The organism is Nocardia sp. NPDC023852 (assembly GCF_040639505.1).
Classification (GTDB): Bacteria; Actinomycetota; Actinomycetes; order Mycobacteriales; family Mycobacteriaceae; genus Nocardia.
On record NZ_JBFAAB010000009.1, the window covers coordinates 59,104 to 84,519 of the forward strand.

Genomic DNA, 25,416 nt, shown 5'->3' on the forward strand with positions numbered 1-25,416 from the left:
AGATCTACTGCAAGATCGTCACCCGGGAAATCACCGGTAGGGACGCCTGGCGTGAGCCGCAGCCGGATCGGATGGCCGGAACCCACCAGATCAAGATTTGGATCGGCAACGGCGAGTACGGTTTCCCGGCCTGGGTGTGGGTGCGCTCGGACGGGCAGGGCGGACTCTGGGTCGCGCAGGCGCCGAAGGCGGGCAGTACCGCAGGCCATGTGATCTCGGACTGGTTCTATGGCCTGCAGGCGCCGTCGGAACGCAAGCTGCGCAAGCTCCTCCAGAAGAGGTTCAGCGACGGCAAGCTGGAGTTGCCGGAACGTGGCGCACCCGAGCAGCCCGCGCTGGACGGCACTGCGGTGTGGCCGGATTTGGCGGCTCACCGGCGTGGGGAGGACGCGAAGAACTGCGGGCCTTGGGCGCAGTGGTTCTTGCGAGCCGGGGCCGATATCGACGCTCCCGATTTGCGGGATGATCCGGTGATCGATACCCAGGGGATGTACAAGCTCGACCTCGTGCAGGGTGTCGACCTCGGGTGGCGGGACGGTCGGGTCGGTGTCGGGGCGGCCGGGCTGCGGTTGGTGATCGACGAAGCCCGCGAGCACGGCGGCCATTTCTTGGTGGGCTGGGACTGGGTTGACGACGAAAACATCATCCAGCGGCATCGGCCGACCGATGGCAGGCCCGAGGATGGTCCGTTCGGGCACGCCGTCGTGATCGTGAACGTGGATGAGGCATTCGCCCAGTGGATCAACGAGGAGCACCCGGAGCTGATCGAGCCCGGCGACGGAGACGTCCGACCCGATGAGGTCGTGGTCTTCGACCCGCTCACCGGCATGCTGCTGCGCCACGGCAAGGTGTACGAGTGGGCCGACCGGATGGGAGCGGCCGCCGGGGAGATCCACGTCGCTAGACGAAAGCCGAACGGGGACGCCGAGGTTCGGTTCGACGCCGCCGAACAGGCCACCCGCGGCCCGCGGGTGCAGCGGGTCGCGGGCCCGCCGCGCCGGACTGAGCCCCCCGAAGGGGACGACGACCGGCCCCGGGCACCGATGGATGCCATCCGAGTGCGGGCATTGCAGCTGGCGTTGACCGAACGACTGGGTGGGCTGGAACCCGAGCGGTTGCGGGACGCGGAGCAGGGTGACGATCCGGTGCTGCGGCGGCTGGCCGGTCTGTATTCCGGGCTCGGTCATCGGGAGATGCAACCGCCCACAGTGGCGAGTGTGGCCAGGCTTTCCGGGGCGCACAAGGAAGACGTCAAGGCGGTGCTGTCCGGCCGCAAATCAGCGGACACGGAGCTGGGCCAAAGGGTTTTGGTTGCTGCGCAGTGGTTGGGATACGGCGGGCTGCGTGCTGATCTCGCCGCACGGATCAATCGGAAGTTCGTCCGCGACAGATTCACTCCGCCGCACTACACCGACGACGGTCGGTTCATTCGGGCCGAGTTCGCCCGCCAGTCCCCACTGAGTGCGCTGGCCCATGCGGCCGGGGTCGACGTACCGGTCGCATCGTGGGTGGTAAGTGGGGATCCCAGGGCGTCCGATGCGCAACGACGCGCGGTGTTGGCGGCGGTGTCGCCGTCGGATTACTACCCTTCCTTGTCCGATAGGGCCCCGGAACCCGCCCGCCCGGAGGCCGAGGGCGCCGCCGCGAAACCCGCACAAGCACCGCTGCCGGAAGAGCCGCAGTCGCTGTTGGTGGGTGAGTGCGCGAAGTATTCGGCATATCAGACCCAGCTGGAGTTGTGGAAAGCCAACGGCAAGGTCGGTCGTCGGCCGGTCCGGCCCGCGGCGGGAGATCGGTTGAGCGGCGACACCCTGGCTGCGCTGGGCGCCACGCTGCGGTCGAATATCCACCCCGGACACAACCGGCTCCGTACGGTGCGCGCACTGGTGCGGCGGGTGTCGGATAACAACCTGATCGTGCAGGGCGCGGTGCTGCACGGCGACGGCACCGGACACGCATTCACCATGCTCCGGCCCCCGGGGCAGGAACTGATTGTGCACGAGATGGTCAACAAGCGGGCGCGGACCATCGAAGGCGATGCGGCGGTGCGCCGCTGGGCACGGCAATTCGAGGACCGCCGGGTCGTCTGGTTCGAATACCGCGATGGTCAGGCCACGCACTCGTTGCCCGCAGGCAAAGCACCCGACATCCCGGCCTGGCTGGCCGAGGTGAAACTGTTCGGCGTCCCCCGCGGCGAACGATTCTTCCCGGGCGACGGGCCCCGGGACGCGAAAGCCCCCATCGAAGGCTCACCGGGTCCCCCGGACCCGACCGACGGTGCCCAAGTGGTGCAGTGGATTCTGGACAGCCCGACGGTGCCGGTGCGGTGGCGTCCGGCGGCCTCGGAGCTGCCGGATGAGGTACTGCTCGCCTCGGCTGCCGACCCGGATATCGATCTCGACGAGATCCGTGATCGGTGGAACGAACGCGAGGCCGACTATCCGCAATCGGGTTGGCGTGTCGGTGGCGGTTTGCTGTTGCGTGGCGACACGCGTGCCGCCACCATCCCGTGGGAGGAAGGTTTCCTCCCGAAGCTGCAGGCCGACGGAATGGTCGTCTACACCACGGTGCGGGCGAAGCGTGCCGCCGATCACGGCGAATCGGTGGTGTACGACGGGGTGTCGGATCCGACCGTCGTGCACCGGATCCACGTCATCGACGCGCCCGGCGGGTTCGGCGTGGTGGTAGAGAACGGCGATGTCGTCTCGGTGCACTGGCCGGGAGGTTTGCGCGCCGAGTTCGATCTGGGCTGCTTCGAGATTCCCCACGAAGTCTGGCGAGGCGACTTCGCGGCCATTGCCGACGTACTGCCGCAGTACTGGAAGCCCAATCCGGGGTATCGGCCGCACGACGGCGGTCCGGACCTACCTGCCCTGACGGCCGATGGCGAGACACCCGGGCGGCTCGCGCCGCCCTTGCAGCTGGAGCTGATGGGCCCGGAGGGGGTAACCCATGCGCGTCGACATGTGCGAGAGCTGGTGCGGGATTGGCGGTCCGACCAGGTCGACGCCGCCGAGCTGCTGGTATCGGAGCTGAGCTCCCACGTACTGGACAACGGCGGCAGGGGCATGCTGATGGCCCACGTGACCGGCCGCGGGGGCGCTCGGGTGCTGCGGGTCGAAACGGTCGGCCACGTCGTGGAGTCCGAATCGGTGCTCCGCGCAGGCGAGCCGGTGCAGCGTAGGTGGGCGCTCGAATTGCTGAGCGCCATGTCCCAGCGGTCCGGCGGACACGCCACTGGCGGATACGAGACGCTCTGGGTCGAACTGGACGAGGCCGCGCCCCCTGCGGCGGTGCCCGGCGGTGCGGGTGGCGGTAACGGCGGCGGCTCCCAACCGCCGGACTCCCCCGATAGCCAGGCTCGATCGGCGCAGCGGGGGGTCTCCGACGAGTCGGTACGCAACGACACTCCGGCTGTCGACTTGGAAACCGTCACCGTGGCGGAGCTTCGGGAGCTGTTGGACACCCGTCGCATCACCAGTGTCCAGTTGACGCAGATGTGCCTGGACCGTGCCGTCGCGCGCGGGGAGTTGAACGCAGTGCTCGCCCGCAACCCGGCGGCCCTGGACGAGGCCCGCGCCGCCGATGCGATCCTCGCCACCGGGGCCCCGCACGGGCTGCGGCTGCTGGGTATTCCGGTGTGGGTCAAGGACAATATCGACATCGCGGGGATGCCGACCACCGCGGGCTCGGCGGCGCTCGCCGAGTCGGTGCCGGACCGGGACGCCGAAGTGGTCGTCCGGCTGCGCGCGGCTGGCGCGGTCATCCTGGGCAAGACCAATATGACCGAGTTCGCCAACTACCTGACCGAGCATCAGCCGGCCGGGAACAGCTCACACGGCGGCCCGGTCCGCAACGCCTACGGCCGCTGGCTGTCGCCGGGCGGCTCCAGTGCCGGATCGGCGGTCGCGCCCGCGGATGGGTGGGGCCCGCTTGCCGTCGGCACCGAAACCAGCGGTTCGATCATCGAACCGGCCGCCTTCAACTCGGTGGTCGGCATCAAACCGACCCTTGGCCTGATCGACGGGACCGGGGTGCTGCCGCGTTCGGCCCGCCGGGACACCCCCGGTCCGATCGCCCGCACCGTCGCCGACGCGGCAGTGCTGCTGACGGTGCTGGCCAACACCGAGGGCAATCCGCTCGCGGGCCATGACTTCACCGCCGACCTCGACCCGCAGGCGCTAGCAGGTGCGCGGATCGGCATTGTCGCCAGCCAGATTCCGCCGGAAGGCGACGAGAACCGCAGGCTGTGGGATGCGGCGATCGCCGCGCTCCAGGCCCAGGGCGCCACCTTGGTGATCATCGACGTGGACACCGCTATCCCCAAAAGCGAGACGTGGCTCAGCGGCTCGACATCCGGGCTCTGGGAATTCCACCGGGACATGAACCGCTACCTGGGCAGGCTGCCGGCGAACGCCCCGATGAAGTCGTTGTCCGATATCGACGACTACTACAAGACACACGCGGACGCACGGAAATACGGCCGTATGGTGCTGCCGCTCGCGGTCGCGAAAGACCTCGACCCGAACAGCGCCGACACCGCCGCCGCACAGGCGGAAATCGCCGCGATCCGCGCCGATGCCCGCGGCAAGCTCGACCCGCCGATGGCGGAACACAACCTCACCGCCCTGCTGTTTGTCGGCGAGGCCGGCGCCGTAACCGGCGCCAGGGCCGAATATCCCTCCATCACCGTGCCCGCCGGCTACCGGGGCAGCGACGGACAGCCGTTCAACATCACCTTCCTCGGCCGATCCTGGAGCGAGCCGACCCTGATCGGCTACGGCTACGCCTACGAACAGGCCACCCAGCTGCGCCGCCCGCCGTCACAGGTCAGCTCCACCGCCCACGAACTGCGTTTCCAGTTCGAGCAGCTGGTGACACAGCGGATGGCAGTCGTCCGGGATCCGGAGGCGGCCGCCGACCTGGTCACCGAGGTGTTCCGCCGCGCAGTAACGCGCGTCGCCGAGCTCGCTACCGCCCAGGACGCCGACGCGTGGATCCTGAGGGTGGCCGAGGAGGTGCTCTTCGAGCGGAATCCCCGCATCCGCCTGGCGATCGAGGTCGCGGCGCGCGGACTGGAGGACCGCGGCGCACTCATCCAGGCGAGTGACGAGGACTTCCACCGTGCGGTCGCCACCCTCCCCGACGACCAGCGCCAAGCGCTCCTGCTGCTGTTCAGCTCGGCCGGCATGTCGACCACGAAGGCCCCCAGGATCCACGGCGTCGATGCCGGATCGGTCCCTGCCGGTGCGCAGGTGCGTGGTCTGGATGCGCCAACGGCCACCAAACTGGTACGTAAGGCTCTGCAGCAGTTGGTTATCGAGCTCGGCACCGAATTGTGGGTCGAAGCCGGCAAGCTGTCCGATCTCAGCGTCGTGGACCCCGTCGCGGTCGTGACGATCCGACGGGCCGGGCGGAAACATCCCGAGCGGCTCCGGGACCTGGTCGACCGACTGCGCAGGACGCAGTGGGAATGCTTCGTGCGCTGGTGGGTCCGCGGCCAGTCCATCAAGGACATCACCCTCGCCCTGAAGAGCAGCGAGCAGGCGACCCAGGAACTGCTGTCCGCCACTCTGGACACGTTGGCACGGTGGCTGTCCGGCGAAGAGCAGCCGTCCGAGGGAGCCATCGCGAAACCCGCGCTCGAAGCACGGCCGCATGAGCCGACTATGTCGCAGCCGGTGCCGTCGGCCGGGGACGGTGCTGTGCCGCGTCCGGAAAGGGTGATTGCGGAAGCGGAGGTGGGTGATCGGTTCCAGTGTGGGTTGGTGGTGTTGGGGGGTTTGGCGGCGGCGGGTGTGCCGGGTGTGCGGGTGCCGCAGCGGGTGGGGCTTGCCGGGGTGTTGTTGGAAGCCAAGGAGTTCGGCGGGACGCAGGTTCCGGGGCTGGAGGATTGGCTTGATCGGCGGATGGTGGAGATTCCGGTTGATTCGGAGTCGGATGATCCGCTCCGGCTGATCCGGGAGATGGTCGGTGCGTTGGGGGCGGGTGCGCGAGCGGTCGTCGTCGAGGTGTTCGACGAGGACGAGCATGTGTTCGTCGAGACCAGGGGAGGTGATCTGCTTCGGGTCGGCGGTCACGCCCGCCTGCTCGAGAATGTCGGCGGGGAGGTGGAGACGACGCCGGGCCGGGATGGGGCGAAGCCGGTGCGGTTGCTGGCGTTGGTGTTCGACGCGCGGCACGAGGAGCGCGCCATGGAGATCGCTGGCGCACGGGAGCGGGTCACCGGTCTGGGGGATGTGCACATCGGGCACTTGGATGACGACGAACCTGGTGACGAGCAGCCCGACGGTATGCGCGCCGAGGTCGCTCGGTTGCGGGAGCGATACCAGGACATGGTGTTTCGGGTGGTGTTCGCCGAGGTTGCCGAGCCTCGGGTTGTGTTCGAGATTGTCGACCGGGTATTCGCCTATGCCGGTGATCATCTCGACGCGCTGCACGCCGCTGCCGATCCGGACGATTGGCTCGCGGATGTCGCCCGGATCGCCGTCGATCCGGGCAATTGGCTGGTGGATGTCGCCCGGAGACTGGTGGTCGAACACTGGAACGTCGTCGCGTTCTGCTATCGGGTGTGGAAAGCCCCGGAATTCGGGCCCAAGGGGGGATGGGGTCCTCGGCCGGTGGCGGCATCCCCACCGCTGGTAGACGAGGTACTGGCCGGGCTCGCCGCCGATCACCACACCGTGGTGGTGGCGCTGGGACAGGGGCGGAGTCGGCGTGATATTGCCGCCATGTTCCCCAGCCACAAGCGGTCCATTCTGGGTCCGCTCGTAACGGAAGCTCGGCGTCGGTTCCTTGCCGGGCTTGCCGGCCGACTTGCCGAGTTGGAAGGTGATTTTCCGTCCGTCGTGATAGGGGCGGATGAGGCGGTTGAAGCGAACGAGGTTGTCGCGGAAGCGGACGATGTCGCGGCTGCTGTGGTGGCGGTGCCGGATGACCTGGTGGCTCGACTCGGGGTGGCGGATTTCCCGCGGCCGGGTTCCTCGGAGTACCAGGCACTGGCTGGGTTGGTGCAGGGGAGGCTGCCCAAGCGGATCCAGGGTGTGATGGCCGGTGACCTTGTTGCGTTGCTTTGGGTGATCCACGGGCTGCCGGATCGTCAGCGGGAGTATTGCGCGCGGGCGTACCTCGAGGACATGGACAGACTCGAGATAAGTCGGGCGATGGGCAAGTCCCCCGGCAGTATCAGCAGTTATCGGACATCCGCGCTGATAACCCTGCAGTATCGGCTTCCGGACGAGGTCCGCCGGAACGCCGAGGCCGCACGGCGCGGAGCGGACGATGTCGCGGCTGTTGCGGTGGCGGTGCCGGATGACCTGGTGGCTCGACTCGGGGTGGCGGATCTTCCGCAGCCGGATTCCACGGAGTACCAGGCACTGGCCAGATCGGTGCAGTGGAGGCTGCCTGAGCTGATCCAGGGTGTGATGGCCGGTGACCTTGTTGCGCTGCTTCGGGTGATCGACGGGCTGCCGGATCGTCAGCGGGAGTTTTGCGCGCGGGCGTACCTCGAGGACATGGACAGACTCGAGATAAGTCGGGCGATGGGCAAGTCTCCCGGGCAGATCGACGGCTACCGGGCATCCGCGCTGACAACTCTGCGGCATCGGCTTCCCGACGAGGTCCGCCGAAACGCCGAGGCCACACGGCACGGGTCGACTGCTGCGCATGCCATACCGAGTGAGCTGCGGCGATTGCGCCGCGATCGCGATCATGCGCGAAATATGGTGGCGGACCTGATCGGCGTGACGGCGACAACCGATGTGACTCGAATGCGACTGTGGCAGGTGTTGGATCTGCTGGAGATCCAGTTGGCATGGCGGTTCGAGCAGGGCAGGCCACTTGATGACCAGGCGCAGGACCTGACCCGAATCGGGCTGTGGATCGGCAGGCAACTGGTGTTGGAGGCCAACCTTCACCGTCTGGACCAGCGGCGGCCCCGGGACGATCGGGCGATCTCGGCCATGCAGACGTCGTTGCACGATATCGAGGTGGAGCTGGAGCAGGAACTCGCCACATTGCTCGGGGTGACCGTGCTGGGCGCACCGGGTCCGGCATGGGACGGCGGCGACCAGTTGACCGAATTGCGCCGACTGAACACCGAATTGGGTCGGCCGGTCGAGATCACCCGTCTGATCGAGCAGATCGAGCGGTTCACCGCACTCGATCTGTTGCTCGAAAGCGGTGGTAATTATCCGGTCGGCGATGACGAGATCGCTGACACTGCCGCCGAGATACCTGCCGCCGAGATCGTTGCCGGATTGGGCAAGAGCGAGGTTGTCCCGACACTGCCGCCCGCAATCCGACAGGCGTTGATCGGCAACCGTGATCTGTTGCAATACTTCGTTTCTCGTCTCACCCGCGAGCGATGGCAGCTTCTGTATCGGCGGTTCGTGTCGGAACTGTCGCTCGCTGAGACGGCGTATCAGCGCGGTCGCGCCATCGTGTCGACTCGGACCATGGAGTACGGCACGTTGCGCCGGTTGGCTGAGTTGCTGGATGGACATCAGGCGCTGGCGCAGGCTCACGCGGCCGCCGCTGCGAACAGGCAGAATTTCCGTGCCGCCGTCGAACGGCTCCCCGTTCTCGCTCATCAGCGGGCCCTGTTGCTGGTGACCGAGGATGGCTTCTCTCCTGCCGAGGCCGCGACCGTAATGCGCCGCACTGCCTGGTCATTCGAGCAGCTGCAGTACCGTGCCGCGCGCAGCCTGGCCGCAGAAATGCAGCGTAGCGACCCCGCCGGTCCACTACCGCTGGCGTCGGCCTCGCGGCCGGTGCCCTCGGTCGGCGACGGCGCCGCGCCGCGTCCGGATGCGCCCCGCTTCGCGGAGGAGAAGGCCTACGGGCCGGCTACCCGGCTGCCGGAGCAGCAGGTTGGTGCGGATCGGGCTGTTGTGTCGCAGCCGGTGCCGTCGGCCGGGGACGGTGCTGTGCCGCGTCCGGAAAGGGTGATTGCGGAAGCGGAGGTGGGTGATCGGTTCCAGTGTGGGTTGGTGGTGTTGGGGGGTTTGGCGGCGGCGGGTGTGCCGGGTGTGCGGGTGCCGCAGCGGGTGGGGCTTGCCGGGGTGTTGTTGGAAGCCAAGGAGTTCGGCGGGACGCAGGTTCCGGGGCTGGAGGATTGGCTTGATCGGCGGATGGTGGAGATTCCGGTTGATTCGGAGTCGGATGATCCGCTCCGGCTGATCCGGGAGATGGTCGGTGCGTTGGGGGCGGGTGCGCGAGCGGTCGTCGTCGAGGTGTTCGACGAGGACGAGCATGTGTTCGTCGAGACCAGGGGAGGTGATCTGCTTCGGGTCGGCGGTCACGCCCGCCTGCTCGAGAATGTCGGCGGGGAGGTGGAGACGACGCCGGGCCGGGATGGGGCGAAGCCGGTGCGGTTGCTGGCGTTGGTGTTCGACGCGCGGCACGAGGAGCGCGCCATGGAGATCGCTGGCGCGCGGGAGCGGGTCACCGGTCTGGGGGATGTGCACATCGGGCACTCCGGCGACGACGCGGAGATCGACTCGCTGCGCGAACGATTCGCGGATCAGGTGGCGCGGCGAATGGCGTCCCTGCCGGACTCGAGCGTTGTCGCCGCCCTGGTCGACGAAGTCTTCCGCCGTGCGGCCGCCCGTAGCGGCTCGCTTCCCGAGGGGCGGCAACTGGGTCGGTGGATCCTGTCGCTCACCGAGCGGGTGTTGTCGGATCACGCGAGAGTAGACCAGCACCCCGCCCGCGCCGCGGAATCGACCCCGGCCGACCGGCCTGCGCTCGCACAGCTGCTCGAGCCTCAGCTCACTGTGCGCGGTGTAATCGACATAGACGATCTGCTGCCGGTATTGGCAGGCTGCGCTGATTATCGGGCCATGGCCGACGCGATACGGTCGGCAATCCGGTCCGGCGCACTGCCACGGGGCTATCGACTGCCGTGGATCGAGTGGGTGGCTGCGAAGCTCCCGGGGAACGACCCGAATCGTCGGAGCCTGCAGCGGGCGTGTCAGGTGCTCGCTGCCGAAGGATACGTAGCTATTGGGGACGATCTCGGAACCGTGATCCTCGATCCTGATCACTGGCCGCTCGTCGACGGGTCTGCCGCAGCGAGCCCGTCTGCGCCATCGCCGGAGGCGGATTCACCGAAGCGGTTCTTCCCAGGCGACTTCGACGACGACAGTATGCCCTGGTCGGTGCGCCCACCGGAGGCCGGACCGCGTCCGCCGGTCGTGAACACCCCACGCACCGGGGGACGCATCGCCGGGTTGATACGGGAGGCGCAGGCCGGTGAGATGGCGGCATTGCTGCAGTTGCGTGCCTTCTTCTGGAATGGGCTCGAACAGCGGATGTTCGAGGAGCTCGGTGACTTGGCCGCGGCGCAGTACCGGGCCGAGGAGGTGTTCGCGCGGATCGTCGCCGGCACCCTGGAAGTGACCGAGCATGCTGGGGACCGGCTGGGTGAGCTGGTTGAGGCTGTGCTGGCCGAATCCGGCGACGCGGTAGCAGGCGGGGCCCGCCGATCGGAGCGGGCAATCATCTTGCGGCAGTTCGATTCAGCGCCGTCCGCGGAGATCGTCGCGGCAATGGGTATCGACCCCACCTGGCTACTGTCCAGGGCGATAGCTGACGCCCAGCGCAGCCATCCGGTGGAACTGGCCAACTGCATCGATCAACTCGACCGCGAGCAGCGCCTGTGCCTCTTTATGCGCTTCCGTCTGCAACTTTCGCTTGCGGACGTGGCAGATGTGTTGGACATCAGCGGCACGACCGCGACAAGTACCCAATACCGTGCCCTCAGCATCCTGGACGGGTTGGTCCGCGCTCGAAACTTCCCGGACGGACCCGGTGGGGACACACCCGTGTCGCCGAATCCCGCACCGCCCGAGGGGGGGCCTTCCGCGGGAGCCGACATATCCCGCGATCAGAACCCGGTCGAGGGTGTGGACGAGGGCGGATCCACTGCCGCGCAACGGGACCGACGGCTGTTCGGCCGGGAAGTGGATGGCACGGCGCACTATTTCGCACCCGAGGATGTCCAGGCCACGCTGGTGCCGCGTGCCGATGGCACGCCGGGCCCTTTGGTGTTCGATTCGGGCGTCAACTTTGTGGCCGATGCGGCGGAATGGGCAGGCGCTCGGAATTTCACCTTCGACCGAGAGGTGTATCAGAAACAGAAGCAGGAACACCTGCCTCGGGCGGTGGACGTGCCGTGGCGCGGCAAAGGCAGACCGCGGATCCTGCGGGCACAATCCTATGCCGGGGAAAGCATCGCGCTGGCAATCGATGTCGGCACCTCGGGGAACAAGGATATTCGGAAGATCTATGTCGGCCCCCGTACCTTTGCGGCCGTGGGCAACCGGTATCTGCCCGAGCTCGGAGCGCCCACCGATCCCACGGTGATGACGGCGTGTGGCACCGCACACGATGGCAAGACGGCGGCCTACACCTTCTTCCACTATCTGCGCGACTCCGGTGCGTTGTCCGGATACGGCTACAGCCCATCCGGGAATGTCACCACCTCATTCACACGCGGCAAGTCTGAACTGCACGTCTCGGTGACCCACGATTCGGACGGCAACCCGGAGCCGCCGCTGGTGGAATTCGGACCGGGCGACGACGTGGCAGCGTATTCGACACCAGACATCGGTGTGGAGCCGGAGCATTGCGTGCCGGTGGCGCTGCGGAAACTCGCGGCCGCCGGAGTGCCGGTGGCGGCGATACCGCATGACCGGAAGCTGGCATACCCCGAAACCGAAGAGTGTGTAGGGGTCCTGTTCACCGAGTTGCAGGTGGATCCCGAGGATCCGTATGCCGCGGTGGCAGCGGCGCTGGAGGCAGGCGGGCATGCGGCGGTGTTGACCGTCTACGTCGAGCAGGATCCCGTGCTGGGGTCGAACGGGAAGCCGCTGCCGGGCAGGACGACGCCGCGCCGGGAAGGACATCTGGTCGCGCTGAACCACGGCGAGCTCCCGCCTGAGGATCCGCGGCAGGTGGATCGGGTGCTGGCCGTGGTTTGGAACGCCGATCACCAACCGGTTCCTTTCCCGGCTGCCGTCGTCCGCCCGACATCACCGGGCCTGATGGACTTCCGCATCGGCACACCCGCCGCGCCATTGGCGCGCCAGGACGACACCCGCGGCGAGACGAATCCACCGGGCGGCACCGAAGGGCCACCGGAGAGCCCGCGGCTGGGGCGGGCTTTCGGTCGGTCGGCGCAGCCAGACCCCGGTGGGGACGGGTCCGCGGCGTATCACTGGAAAGGGACGGCACGGACGCTGGCCGACTTGGACCTGCGGCTGTATCGGATCTCACCTGCCTACCGGCGGCGCGCGCAGATCTTGTGGAGTCAGGCCCGGGAGAGCGAAGAGCCGGTTCGGCAGAACCAGGACCGCATCGAGGATTTCGCTGAACTCGAAGCGGATCTGCGGGCCTGGAAGCGGATCACCCCGGCCGATATCGCCCAGGTCGCGCGGCGGATGCACGAAACGTGGCGGGCCGGATACCGGGTGCCCAGATCGGAACAGGAGATAGACCCGGAGACCGGGAAGCTGCTGCGCTTCACCGAACGCATTCGGTCGACCACGGACCGAACTTGGATCGCCGCGCACGGCACCGACACCCTGGACATCGCCAACACCGAATTCGAGGGTCTACCCGCGGATTTCCAGTGGCAGAACCTGGCCACCGCGGAAATAGCGCTGCGCGTCACCGCGGAACTGATCGCCAATGGTGAACTCGACTACCGGACCCCACCGGACAAGATGGCCGAGATCCTGGAGCACATCAGCGACGAGGTGCACCAGTCTTGGATGGAGCGCAACACCGACCGCCCGATGTATTCGGCGGAAGGGACCCGAGGGCGCGAGGACGAGCAAAACGAACGGGATGCGCAGTTCCTGCCTTACGTCAACAGCGGCCTGGGTATCGACAGCGACCGCGGCGACGGCGCGCTCACCGAAGAGGAACGCGAAAAAGACCGTTACGCCTCTCGATTGGCCGTGGATCATCTGCTCCCGCTGAAACAGGTCGAGCTGCCGGAGGTCGTGGGCCGTCCCTATCAGCTCTCCGAGGGCATTGAGGTGAAGGCCACGGTGCCCCGGTCGAACAGTGGCCCGCTGCCGTTCCTGGTGCACGGCCGGACCCCCGGACCCGACCAGATCCCAGCCGTCCCGCTGAACCGAGGCTGGATCGCCCACGATGACCCCGGTCACCGCAACGACTGTGTCCCGGTGACCCTGGCCGGTTTGGAAGACCTGACCCACACCCAACTGGTGGACTGGGTGGCACTCGGTGTTGCCGGTGCGGCGGGAATATCGGGTGGTGCGATCAAAGACGCGTTGAATTTCACCCCGCCGGGCTTCACCGATCGAGCCGCCGTGAAGGCCGAACTGGCCGGCCGCGAAGCCGGTGCGGCCGCAGCGATGTTCGAGGTATACGACGAGTCGGGCATGGGCCATGCGGTGTTGCTGCAGCACGTCGGCGACGGTCGGGTCATGGTGATCCGTGAAGGCCAGAAGTCCGTCGACTTCGACGCCTGGGCTGCGGAATCTGGTCGCCGGGAACCGACCGAGGTCTGGGCCGTTGTGGTCGAGAACGGCCGGATTGTCCGCGAGGTGGGCGAGGAGACTCGACGGCCGTTGCCCGACGACCGCGCCTTCGGCCGGGACCCGGGGCCGGAAGAGGCGGCAGCGCGCGCGGCGAACGCTGCCGGCACACCGCGACCCCAGGCTCGTCGTGGCCCGGACGTGGACAGGCTGATGCCGAATGTCCCCGAGGACTCGGCCGACCGTGATGTCTTAGGGCCGCAGTCGATTCCCACCGATGCCGAGACTTACGAGCAATCGATTTATGTAGCGGTGCGGTCTGAGTCAAACGCGCTACATGCTGCGATAGCGCTGCTGCCGCCGGATATGCAGCGGGCGGCGCGGCTGCGGTACCTGCAGGGGATGACGAAGTCGGAGCTGGCAGGCGCACTCCCGGACGCCGCGGATACCGGCGCCCTGCTGGAGCGAGCGCAGTATTGGCTGAACATGCAGCTGCGCGGCTATGACCCGGCGGTGGATGCCCGGTTGCCCGCCTTGGTGAACAGCCCGCGCCTCACCCAGCAAGGGCGGCAACGCTGCCTGGCGGCGTTGCGTGGGCGGGAACGAGAGTTCGCCGAACACCGGTTCTTCCGCGGCCGGACCTTGGCCGAGACCGCGGTGACCCTGGAACTCGACCTGCCGACCGCATCGGATCTGCAGGGCCGGCTGGAACTGCGCGTGCTCCGGCGGTTGCGCGCTGAACTGTCTCCGGCCGGAACGGAAATCTCCCGCAGGAGGCTGCGGGTGCACTCGGCGCATCGATACCAGTCCTGGAGTGGGGATCACGGACTACGGATGAGCGACGATCAAGCCGATGCGCTGATAGAGACGGCATTCCTGGCTGGGCCGCCGCAACGGGATTTCGGTGTCGACCGGTATTTTGTCGGTGGTTTCGAGGTGCAGGTTCCCACCCAGCCTGCAGTGCTTTCGCAGCCGGAGCTTTTGCGGCTCTTGACGGAACACCATATTTTGTTACGTCCGTCCGTGATCCGGACTCGTAACGGGGTGCAGACACCCGATGGTCGGGTCGTCGATGATGTGCTGATTCTTCAGCGTCCGCCCGGACAGGATCTCTCGCTGAAGCAGTTCCGGCAGAACCGCCGCATCTACTCTTCTCTGCTCCTTGCGTCTCTAAACCGATTGCCCTTGGTTCCTACCCGGACGCTGACGATGCCACCCGGATCTCCGGCGTCCGGCGATATGGCGGGCTCCCTGCGCGACAAAGTGGCCGAGAAACTGCGCGAGCTCGACACGTGGCGTTCGGAATCAGGGTATATCGCCGAGGGTTTGGCTATTCCAGCCAATCCGTACGAGTCGGTTCTCGATCGGGCGGATTCGCTGACCGGGGATCGGTTCGCAATTGTGCACGGGCGTATTCCGCACAGCCTGCGAATCGGGAATGCGGGCTTTGTCAACGGTGCGGTGATACAGAACTGGCATTCCGCGCTGTTGGGAGACCCGGCTCTCGACCTGGCGAGCTTCGTGCGGTTCGAAGAGAAGAAACAGATTGTCCTCCCCATCAGCGCCAATGTTGCTGTATGGCGGGACTTTCTGCTGATCAGCGCGGTGCTCGACCGCACCGCCGACCATGCCCGGACTGGCGGTGCACAGGTTGCGCACGATGTGGACTATCTGACCGACTATGCCGCGGTATTGGGGTTGTGGGGACTGTCGGCTCGGCGGTCGGTGCATCGAGTTCGAGATGTCTTCGCCGGCGCCGCGGACGCGGGGCACGATGCGTCGGTCGCGCTTCCCCTTCCGCCGGTTGCAATCCATAAACTCTACCGACTGGGCGGGCAGTCGATGTCTCTGGAAGACAAGATGGCGATGGCGCACTGGGGCCGTCGCCAGGTCGCCGGCATCCTGAGCGATTGGCCCATCGAAAAGGTCGATCAGGCCGAGATGGCAGTCATGGAGATGATGCCGATCGTGCTGGAAGATACTGACGGGCCAGTGTGGCTGCGGATACAGGAGACCCGTGGCCCCTGGCTGGACCGGATCGCGCGGGTCTGGGTCGGTTACGACGGAACCGTGGCGCCGCCCGACTATCTTATGGCCGATTCCGGCACCGGTGCCCCCTCGATGGAGGTCACCGAGGCGGAGCCCAACCCATACGGGGTGGTCCGCGAGCTCGGGTTCACCCTGGTATTGCGGGATTCCGCGGTGGCCGCCGAAATCCACGCCGAACCTTGGGAAACCGACCTGGGCCACATCCGCGGCTCCCACGACTACCGCGCGCTCGGCGAAGACACCGGCGATCTGCTGCCCGACGAGGATGCGCGACGGCTGGCGGAAACGGCCGAACGTGCGCCGGAACACCACGGGGGCCTGCACAATACCGGTGCCGAGGTCAAAGACAGCTTCTGGGCGCGTAAGCAGAAACCCGTCGTCGGCGGCGGCGTGGATTTCCGATATTGGGCGCCGGAACAGATTCCTCAGGTAATCGAGGCCATGGTGCGTTCCGGGGTCCGGCTCGCGCCGAGACTGTTGGCGATAGTCCAGACCGCCGAAGGGCGGGTGGAGATCTCCCGGTACATCAACGGGCACCCGGCATCGGAGCTGGAAGCGCACCGGATGAGGGAGACCATTCGGGCCGAGATGGCCGAGTTTCAGGATCAACTGGCCCGGGTGCCGTTCGAGGCACTTCCTGCGCCGCAGCGGATCTCGCCCGAGTTGCCGCCGGTGCCGACGAGCGACGACATCGCCGATCACGTTCGGTTCGACATCGAGTTCGAGATGCGGGTGCTGCGCAAACATCTCGGAGCGCTGGGGGAGAAGTTCGCCGCGCTGGGAGTGCCGGAGCTGCCTTTCGCGCCGCTCGATCCGGAATCGTTCGACCCGGAACGCCCGCAGCTGATCCACGGTGACCGCACGTTGCAGAACATGCATGTCTTCGAGGAACACGTGACCGGGATCTTCGATATGGAACTGGCCAGGTGGGGGTTCCGGTCACAGGACGAGGCGATCGCCTATCTCCGCAGCAACGGGTTCCTGGGGGATATCAGCACCGCCAATGCTCGTAAGTTCCTGCAGTTCGGGCACATTCAGCGAGTCGTGCACGACGTCATCAAGCTGCTCACCCACGACCTGGACCCGGACCAGCGCAACGCCATCCTGACCGGCCTGTGGGAAAGTCTGCAGGTCTGTCGCGAGATGTGGCAGGTAACCGGCGACCTCACCTGGGACGAGTTCGTCGCCATCCTCACTCCGGACGACGGGCCCGGTGGATCTGCTCCTGAGCCCACCCCGCCGCAGACCTCACCCCCCACGGCCGATCGGCCGGATGTGGTGCGTGCCGACGATGTGGCCGGACCGCACGAGCGGGTCCAGGCTGCGGCGCCGAACATCTCGTCTGCGGCAGAGCGATCCGCCATCGCGCAGGAGCCCGATGCACCGACTTCGCCACGGCCTCCGGTGCCCGGAGTGGGCCGGGCCGGGCGCAAAACCGGGCCCGGAATCGGCCATGAAACACCGGAATTCGGCCCGGATTTCGGGACACCGCGGGATGTCGCCGATGTGATGGACGGGCTGGGGGTGCCGCAGCGGGAGCGGGAGCACAGCCCGATCGCGGATTCTCTCGGCGGACGGGTGCGTCGTGACCCGGGGGTATGGTTCGCCCACGACCCGGACCCGAACGTTGGACCGGAAGGAGCGGGATCACCTGTGCGGCCTCGACCGAGTGGTGGAGGTGGCGCGACACCGAGGCCGGAGGTCGAATTCACGGGTGGTCCGGAAGGAGCCGACTCGTGGGCGTTGCGGCCGCGGGGTGGTGGTCGGCGTGGGATGACCGATCCGTGGGTGATATTCGGTCAGGATGAGCGGCTCACCCCGGATGCCTGGGCGAATGAACCTGGCGCTACCGCACAACCACAATCCGACGTCGGACTCGGAAATGACGGTGGGCATGTCCCGCCGACACGACCGGAGCGAGGCAGGGCCGACACCAGTAGCGGGGCGGCCGCACCGCAGGCGCCGAACGAAGACGAGCTCGATGCGTTGGTGCGAGCGGCGCAGCGCGACCCGGCGGCGGTCGACGCGCTGTGGCATCACCTGCTCCCCGAGCTGACCGGCCGTGTCGAGGAGGTCACACCGGATACCGGGGTGGCGGTGGAAATCCATGCCGAGATTCGTGAATGGATACGCGCTGTCGTCTCGACAGCGCCGGATGGGCCCAGGGGCGGAGACTGGTTCCGCTTGATGTACTGGGACACCCTGGCCGAGCGCCTTCAGCCGCATCGGGAAGCGCGGTTCCGGAATTCGCTCCTCGCAGACGTCTTCGACGAGCAGGAACGGGCGGCATTGTCGGCGGCGACCGCCCCGGAATTCCATGCCGCGGTCGGTCTGCTCGACGAGATCCCGCGGGCCGTGCTGACCAGGCTGCACGGTGTCGGGGCTCGGTCGATCGAGGCGCTGGCCGCCGAGCTCGGCCTGACCGCGTTGGAAGTGCGCCGGATCCAGCGGTCCGGGGTCCGTGCAATGGCTGTCGTGCTCGGGGCGCCGCTCGCTCCGCTGCCGGACGGCGTCGACAGTCACCTGATACAGCGGTGGGCCGACGCCGCGCTGCCGGACGACTCGCCTGCTTTCGAGCTCGGCCCGGGACGGATGTCCGGACCCGAGGCGCTGGAGTTGGTGCGCATGCTGTGGGATCGCGATCCCGACGAGGTGCGCGCAGCCATGTCGGTGTGGTTGGACCCGGAACAACGCGATCGGTTCACCCACTATCTGGACGAGGGGATGGCCGAAGGGCTCGTCGAGGAGAAGAAGCGGACTCCAGGAGCGTGGACTCCGGGGGGGATGCAGTATGCGATGGTCTTCTACGCCACCCGAGTGGTGCGGGCTTTGCCGCCAAGCAAGGTCAAGGATTACTTGCGCGGAGGCGACCCGTGGGCCGACACCGCGACCGTCTTCCACCGCGGCGACGCGGTTGGTTCGGATACGGCAGGCAGGGCCCGGCTCGAGCCGCTGGAACTGACGGTGACCGACCCACCTGCGGCCATGGCGCTGTTCCAGGGGGACGGAACACGGCAGCCGCATTCGGTGCCCAGGCTGGACCGGATCGTCGGCGCGGATCTTCTCGACGCCATGGAGTATGCGATTTTCTTGCGTCGCAAGGAGATCGAGGCGATCGCGGCGAACCCGGATGCGGCGACGGCGCAGAACACCCTTGCGCCGTTGGCCCGTTCCGGCGAGTTGCTCGGCAAGGTGTACCAAGTGTTCGCGGTGCTGGCCTCTTCGCACAACAGACCCGATATCGAGGCGATCGCGCCGCGGATGGCCGAACTCCAGTCCCGGCACCGCAGCGAAGTCCGCACCGATCAGAAGCTGTTCGACCGGGTCGTCGACCTGAGCTTGCGCATGGCACAAGCGGATTTGGAGTTTGGCAAGGAGGATTCGGCGTATCTGGAGCGGCTGTTGACCGATTTCGTCCGTGCCGGCATGACACGGACCGTCGAGGAGCGCGAGCGTCTGGTCGAGATCGATGCCGAATTGTCGAAGCTGTATTCCGAGTACAAGAACAACCAGATCGCGGTGAGCAAGACCGGCGGGGTATGGACCGCCGATGTCGCCGAGCTGGACGGCCTGTCGCCCGAACAGATCGACGCAGCTGCCGTTGCGGCCGGCGACCTCGGCGGGTACCTGTTGACATTCGAGGGTATCTCCAGCGGTCACCTGCAGCCCGTGATGCTCAACCTGACCGATCGGGAGATGCGCCGTAAGTTGCACCAGGCGGCAACGGCTCGGGCTGTCGGCGGGCAACGCGACAATACCCGACTGCTGGTGCAGATGGCCCGATTGCGCGCGGAGCGGGCCGAGCTTTTGGGGTACCGGCACCATTTGGATTACGCGACAGCGGTGCAGCCGTTCGGTCCGGAAACGATCGAGAACATCTTGGCCGACATTCTTCCCGTCGCCGAAGCCAAAGTTCGGGAAGAGGAAACACGCCTGGCCGACGAGATCGGAGTGGACCGGCTGGAGGCGTGGGATTGGCGATACGCCCGGGAACTGGTCAATGATCGTGATCTCGACATCGATTCCGAGGAACTGCGACCGTACCTCGAATTGAACAATGTGCGCGGCGGTGCGTTCCTGGCCATGGACAAATTGTTCGGACTGAAGTTCGAGGAACGACCAGACCTGCCCCGGTACCACAAAGATGCCACGGTGTATGAGGTTTTCGATGCAAAGGGAACCTCGATCGGCATTGTGTTGTTCGACCCGTACGTACGGGACGTGAAGAACGGCGGCGAGTGGACCGATGTGGTGCGCGCCAAGTTTGCTCCGGGCGACCAGACCCCGATCATCGCCTGCAATCTCAACCTGAAGAAGCCGGACTCGGGACCGATGCTGTTGTCGTGGCTCAATGTCAAGGGCCTGTTCCACGAGTTCGGCCATGTCGTCAATTTCCTGCTCGGCACCGGGACCCTGGCGCGCGCCGATCGCCAGATGTCGTTCGGATGGGGCGAATTCCCCGGCCAGCTGTTCGAGATCTTCCGGTTGCACCCCGATGTGCTGAAGCATTATGCGGTCCACTACAAGGAGGTCGACCCCGAAACCGGCGAGCCTTTGCCCTTGCCGCGCGCGAAACTCGACCGGCTGGAAGAGTGGACGAAGGCGAACCAGGGGATGCGCACTCTGGAGCGACTGTATTCCGCCCACCTCGACCTGGCGTGGAGCAAACTGGCCGTTACCGACATACCCGACGGCGAAGACCTGCCCGCGGCGGTGAAGCAGTTCGAGCGCGAGGCCATGGCTGCTGCCGGACTGGACCAGCCACTACTGCGGGACTCCTTCACCTCGCAGTGGTTCTCGCATATCTTCTCCGAATTGGGCAGCTTCGGGTCCTACTCGGGTCTGTACTGGTCCTATCTGGTGACCGAAGTGGTCAGCCGCAATGTCGCCGAACAGGTCGAACAGATGATCGCCGACAACGGCGGCCGGCTCACCCGGGAGATCGGCGACTGGCTGCGCGAGAATGTCTATGTCCACGAAGAATTCGACCTGCGCCAGGCCATGGATAACCTGGTCGGCCTGAATCCCAGCGTGCGCGCGTTCTTGAAAGCCCATGGCCTCATCGGTTCCGAGCCACGTGAAGCTGACCACAAGAATGGGGGCCGGGCAGCCAGCCCGACTTCGTCGCCGGAAAGTGAAGCTCCGGCCGAGTACGATGCCAGTGATCCCCGGGAAACATTCCCCGTCGACCTGAACATCGCCGACCGTGCCGCTCTGCAGCAGGCCATGACCGACGGTCGGATCACCTCATTCGGCCTGGTCGCCGAGTACGAACGCCGGATCCAGGCATTGAGCATGGAGGGCCCGCAGCTCAACGCCGTGCTGGCGCTGAACCCGAATGCCCGGCGCGAGGCCGCCCTGTTGGACGCCGAGCGTCGCGCGGGCATGATCCGCGGTCCGCTGCACGGCATTCCGGTGCTGATCAAGGACAATATCGATGTGGCAGGCATGCCCACAACGGCCGGCTCCAAGGCGCTGGCGGAATCCTTCCCGGCCGGTGATGCCGAATTGGTGGCGAACTTGCGTGCGGCTGGGGCGGTGATCCTGGGCAAGGCGAATATGACCGAGTTCGCCCATTGCATAGCTATGGACAAGATCAAGCCAGGTTGGAGCGAGCACGGCAAGCAGACGCGCAACCCGTACAACCTGAAGCTGACCCCGTCCGGTTCCAGTTCCGGCTCGGCGGTGGCGGTGGCCGCCGGGTTGGCCACCCTAGCGGTCGGCACCGAGATCAGTGGTTCCATCATCTTCCCCGCGCTCCTGAACTCCCTGGTCGGGCTGAAGCCGACGCAAGGGTTGGTGAGCACAGCGGGAATGATGACGTCGGCTTCGCACGACACTGCCGGTCCGATGGCCCGGTCGGTCACCGATGTAGCGGCGCTGTTGACCGCCATGGTTGGTCCGGGCGGCCCGGACTATCTGGCTGGGTTGTCCACAGACGCCCTGCGTGGCAAGCGGATCGGTGCGGTGGCGAACACCGTGACCGGGCCCAAGCGCGAAGCGTTCGACCGAGCCCTGGAGGTGCTGCGGCAACAGGGGGCGGTGATTGTGGAGTTGGCTCCGTTCGCCGTCGAAAAGTCGTTGCCCACCGGCTGGTGGGACTTCAAGCGTTTCACCAACCGCTACCTGGCCGGACTGCCCGCTGATGCTCCGGTGAAGTCGATGGACGACCTCGAGCGCTACTACGATCAGCATCCGCCGAAATATGGATACGCCGACCTGGCAGATGCCAATGCCTTGGACTTGGACGACCCGGTGACGAAGGGAGAGTCCGAGGCCAACCTTGCCGGGCGCATAGCCGTTTCCCGGAAGGCGCTGGAAGGTCAGTTGACCGAGCACACCCTGGACGCGATGGTGTTCCTCGACGGTCCCGACTGGGTGATCAGCAACAAGGCCGGCTTCCCCCGTCTGGCCCTGCCCATCGGATACGACCCGGAGACCACACAGCCGTATGGCATGACCCTGGTAGGTGCTCCGCACAGCGATGCCTCCCTGATGGCCTACGGCTACGCCTACGAGCAGGTCGCGCAGGTGTGGCGCTCGCCGTTCGAGCTGAACCCCACCCTGCCGCAGGCGCAGCCCGAAACCGAAGAGCCGCAGGCGGCAACCTTCGCGGACATGGCTGCGCCGCCGGTCGCGGATACCGATGGCACCTTCGCATACGCCCGCAAGGGCCAGCGGGTGGGGATCGACATCTCTGTCCCGCCGGTAGCCGACTTCATCAATGAGTGGGTCGACGAGGTGTCACCCTACGGGCCGATGGTCTCTGCCTCGACGCTGATGCAGGTCTGGGAGCTGGCGCGAAACGTGCGTGCGGAGGACTACGCCCGGGCCGTGGGCGGCCACTGGTCCACCGAGTACGACGACCTGGACGAGGCGATCGCCGATGTGCGAGACAACGGCGGTGCCATCGCCGCGGTGAAGAGCTTCCGCTATGGGGGCCACCGCGCCTTCGGCGTCAAGCGCATCCGCCTCGACGGCAAAGACGTGGTGGTGGTCCGCGAAGTCGATGCCGAGGGAGTGGTCCGCGAGTACACCGATGCCGAGGGAATGGCCGGTGAGGACACCGGTGAGAAGATCGCCGACTGGCTGGCGAGTTCCGCCGAGGACGATATCCGGACTGTCCTGGCCATCCGCTTCGACCGCTATGCCACCCCGAAAATGGCGTTCCGCGAAGGAACTCGAGCCGCCTATTGCCTGGCAGGTCCAGAGGGACTCATCACCGGGATGCCGGAGGAGGAAGCCACGACCGGGCCCGATGGTGCGCCCGATCCATCCCCGTCGGGAGTGGTGTCCGACGGTGACCAACGTGGGCATGCCTGGGGTGACCGAGACAGCTACCTCGGTGGTGCACAGTCGGTTTCCGGGGGCGATTCCGGTCATGAGGCGTGGGCGTTCGGTGGGCCGACGTTGGCGGGTGCGTTGCGGGCAGATGCGGATGTAGCCGACGTGGTGGGGATGATGGGTGGCCGGGCCGAGGGGGTGCTTGGTCCGATCGGAGTGCCGCGGGGGCGCCGTAGGAGTGTGTGGTTCGCCGCCGAACCGGATCGGGACGGGGACCCCGATGGCACCGCACCGGGTCCGACCTGGGACGAAAACGGCAAAAAGGTACGCATCGGTGCCCGACCGGGATTTGAGCCGGGCAGACGGCGGCGACCCGCCGCACCGCGGCCGATGGGACCGGGTGCGGCGGCCCAGGCTGTGCTGGCTGACGCCGAGTATGTGCTGCTGGATGTCGACGGTCCGGTTTGCGACCTGTTCGCGCGACAGCCCGCGCCTGCGGTCGCCGATGACCTTCGGCGGATCTGGCGGACCATGGGTTTCGAGCTTCCGCCTGCGGTCACCGCAGCCTCGGACCCGTTGGTGGTGCTGCGCGCGGCGTTCACTGTCGACCGGTCGCTGGGGGTGCAGCTGGAAGCGAACCTAGTGCAGTGGGAGATCGTCGCGGCACGCTCGGCGACGCTGACACCGGGTGTACGTGAGTTCCTGGAGGCGCTGCAGCGCAGGGGAACTCCGGTTGTCCTGGTGACCAACAACTCGCCGGAAGCGGTGCGGGAACTGCTGCGAATCCACGGTCTGACCGGCCTGGTGACTGAAATCGCAGGTCGGTATCCGACCGACCCGACCCGGATGAAACCGAACCCGGATCCGCTGCATCGGGCGCGGCATATGCTGGGCGACCGGGTCCCGGCGCGCGGCGTCATGATCGGTGATGCGGCCACCGACATCACGGCCGCGAACGCCCTCGGCATGCCATCCATCGGATACGCCGAAAACCCCGAAGGCAGCGAGAAACTCACACGCGCGGGCGCCACCGCGGTCGTCACCGATATGCGACAACTCGCCGTCAGCGCCGACTACCGTCTACCGGCCGACGGACGTAGCGATTACCCGGGCTCGGTCACCGTGTCGGTAACGAGGCGGCGGCCGCGCAAGCACCGAAGGCTTTTCCAGGCATGGGCAGGCGACGCCGATTCGGAAGTGCTGCTGCCATTCCGCGGCCCCCTCGCGGAAGCCGCGGCACGAGAACAGGACCGACAGGCCATTGCCGTGTCGGGCGAGCGGGAATTCCGGGCCGCGCTCGTGGAGATGGAGCAGACCAGGCGAACCCAGTGCACGGCATTGATCTTGTGCTACCGCGACCGGTATACCCCGGCGCAGGCCGCCGCGGCATTGGGCTACCGACAGGCCGCATTCGGCGCCCTGCTCCAGGAGGCCGTGCACCAGGTGGCTGTCCTGCTCGGCGCGGAACCGACACCCACCGACGAGGCCGCGGGTACACCGGTGCGTCGTGTGCGGCGTGCGGCATTGCAGGCGATCGAAACAGCCTCGAAAGACCAGATAAAGGACGCGATCCCATACCTTCCGGAGACCGATCGGCCAACCGCGTGGTTGCTGTTCGTCGACGAGATCGAGCCCGAGAAGGTGGCGGGCAGGCAAGGCCGCTCGGTCAATGCGGTCAATATCCATCGCACCCGAATCGCGAAAGGATTGGCGCAGGTACTCGAGACGGGTGCGCCGCGCAGCGTCGCTGCCGCGATGATCCTGGCCAAAGTCGCCGTCGACCACGACTCGGCGCTGCTGCGCAAGGCCGTCGCCGGCTTCGACGAGGACCAACAGGTCTGCTACGAAAAGGTTTTCGGCCAAGGTATGTCCGTTTCTGCGGCGGTGGCCGAGATCGGTGGCAAGGAGCGCGCCCTGTATTCCCGGATGCATCGGGTCGCGCACCTGCTCTGTGACGTCATTCCCGCCGATTTGCGGGATAGTTACGATCGGCGCGGCCTGTTGGATGCGGTCGACCTGACCGATATCGCCGAGGCCGCCGAGGTGGGGCGGACCAGCGTCCACAAAGTCGTGCACGGTGGTCGCCTGGACGACGAGGAAGCCGACGGTCGAGTCCGCGAAGCCCTCGATGAATTCGGCTACCGCACGACCTGGGTCGCGACGGTCCGACCCGAGCATGAACAGCGCGTCTACGAGCGAATTCGGAGCGGAGTGTGGGGAACCCGAACGATCGCGATCCGATTGACCAATCGGGTGTTCGCCAGGCTCGGTTACCAACCGCCCGCCGCCGACGGCGCAATCCGCGCCCAGGTGGACAGAATGACCGCCGCGGTCATCGCCGACTACTTCGGTGACGACCTGCTCGTGCCGGACGAGCTGCCACCTCCGTCGGCGCCGGAACCTGCTGTCGGGCAAGTTGTCCGCCGCATCATGGCATCCAAGCGTGGCACCGTCGATGACGCGGTCGCTTACCACCGACCGGACAGTCGTCGGCCGCGGCCGACGAGCTATGGCGATCCCGGTCATGAGGCGTGGGCGTTCGGTGGGCCGACGTTGGCGGGTGCGTCGCGGG

The 25,416-nt window shown here is 66.8% G+C and carries 1 protein-coding gene (only partly in view); it reads left to right on the forward strand.

The whole window is internal to an alpha/beta fold hydrolase gene (locus tag AB0H00_RS15450) on the forward strand: the coding sequence, 129,225 nt in all, runs 59,059 nt past the left edge and 44,750 nt past the right edge, and what appears here is coding positions 59,060-84,475, spanning codon 19,687 (partial) through codon 28,159 (partial); the first complete codon in view begins at nt 3. Both the start codon and the stop codon lie outside the window.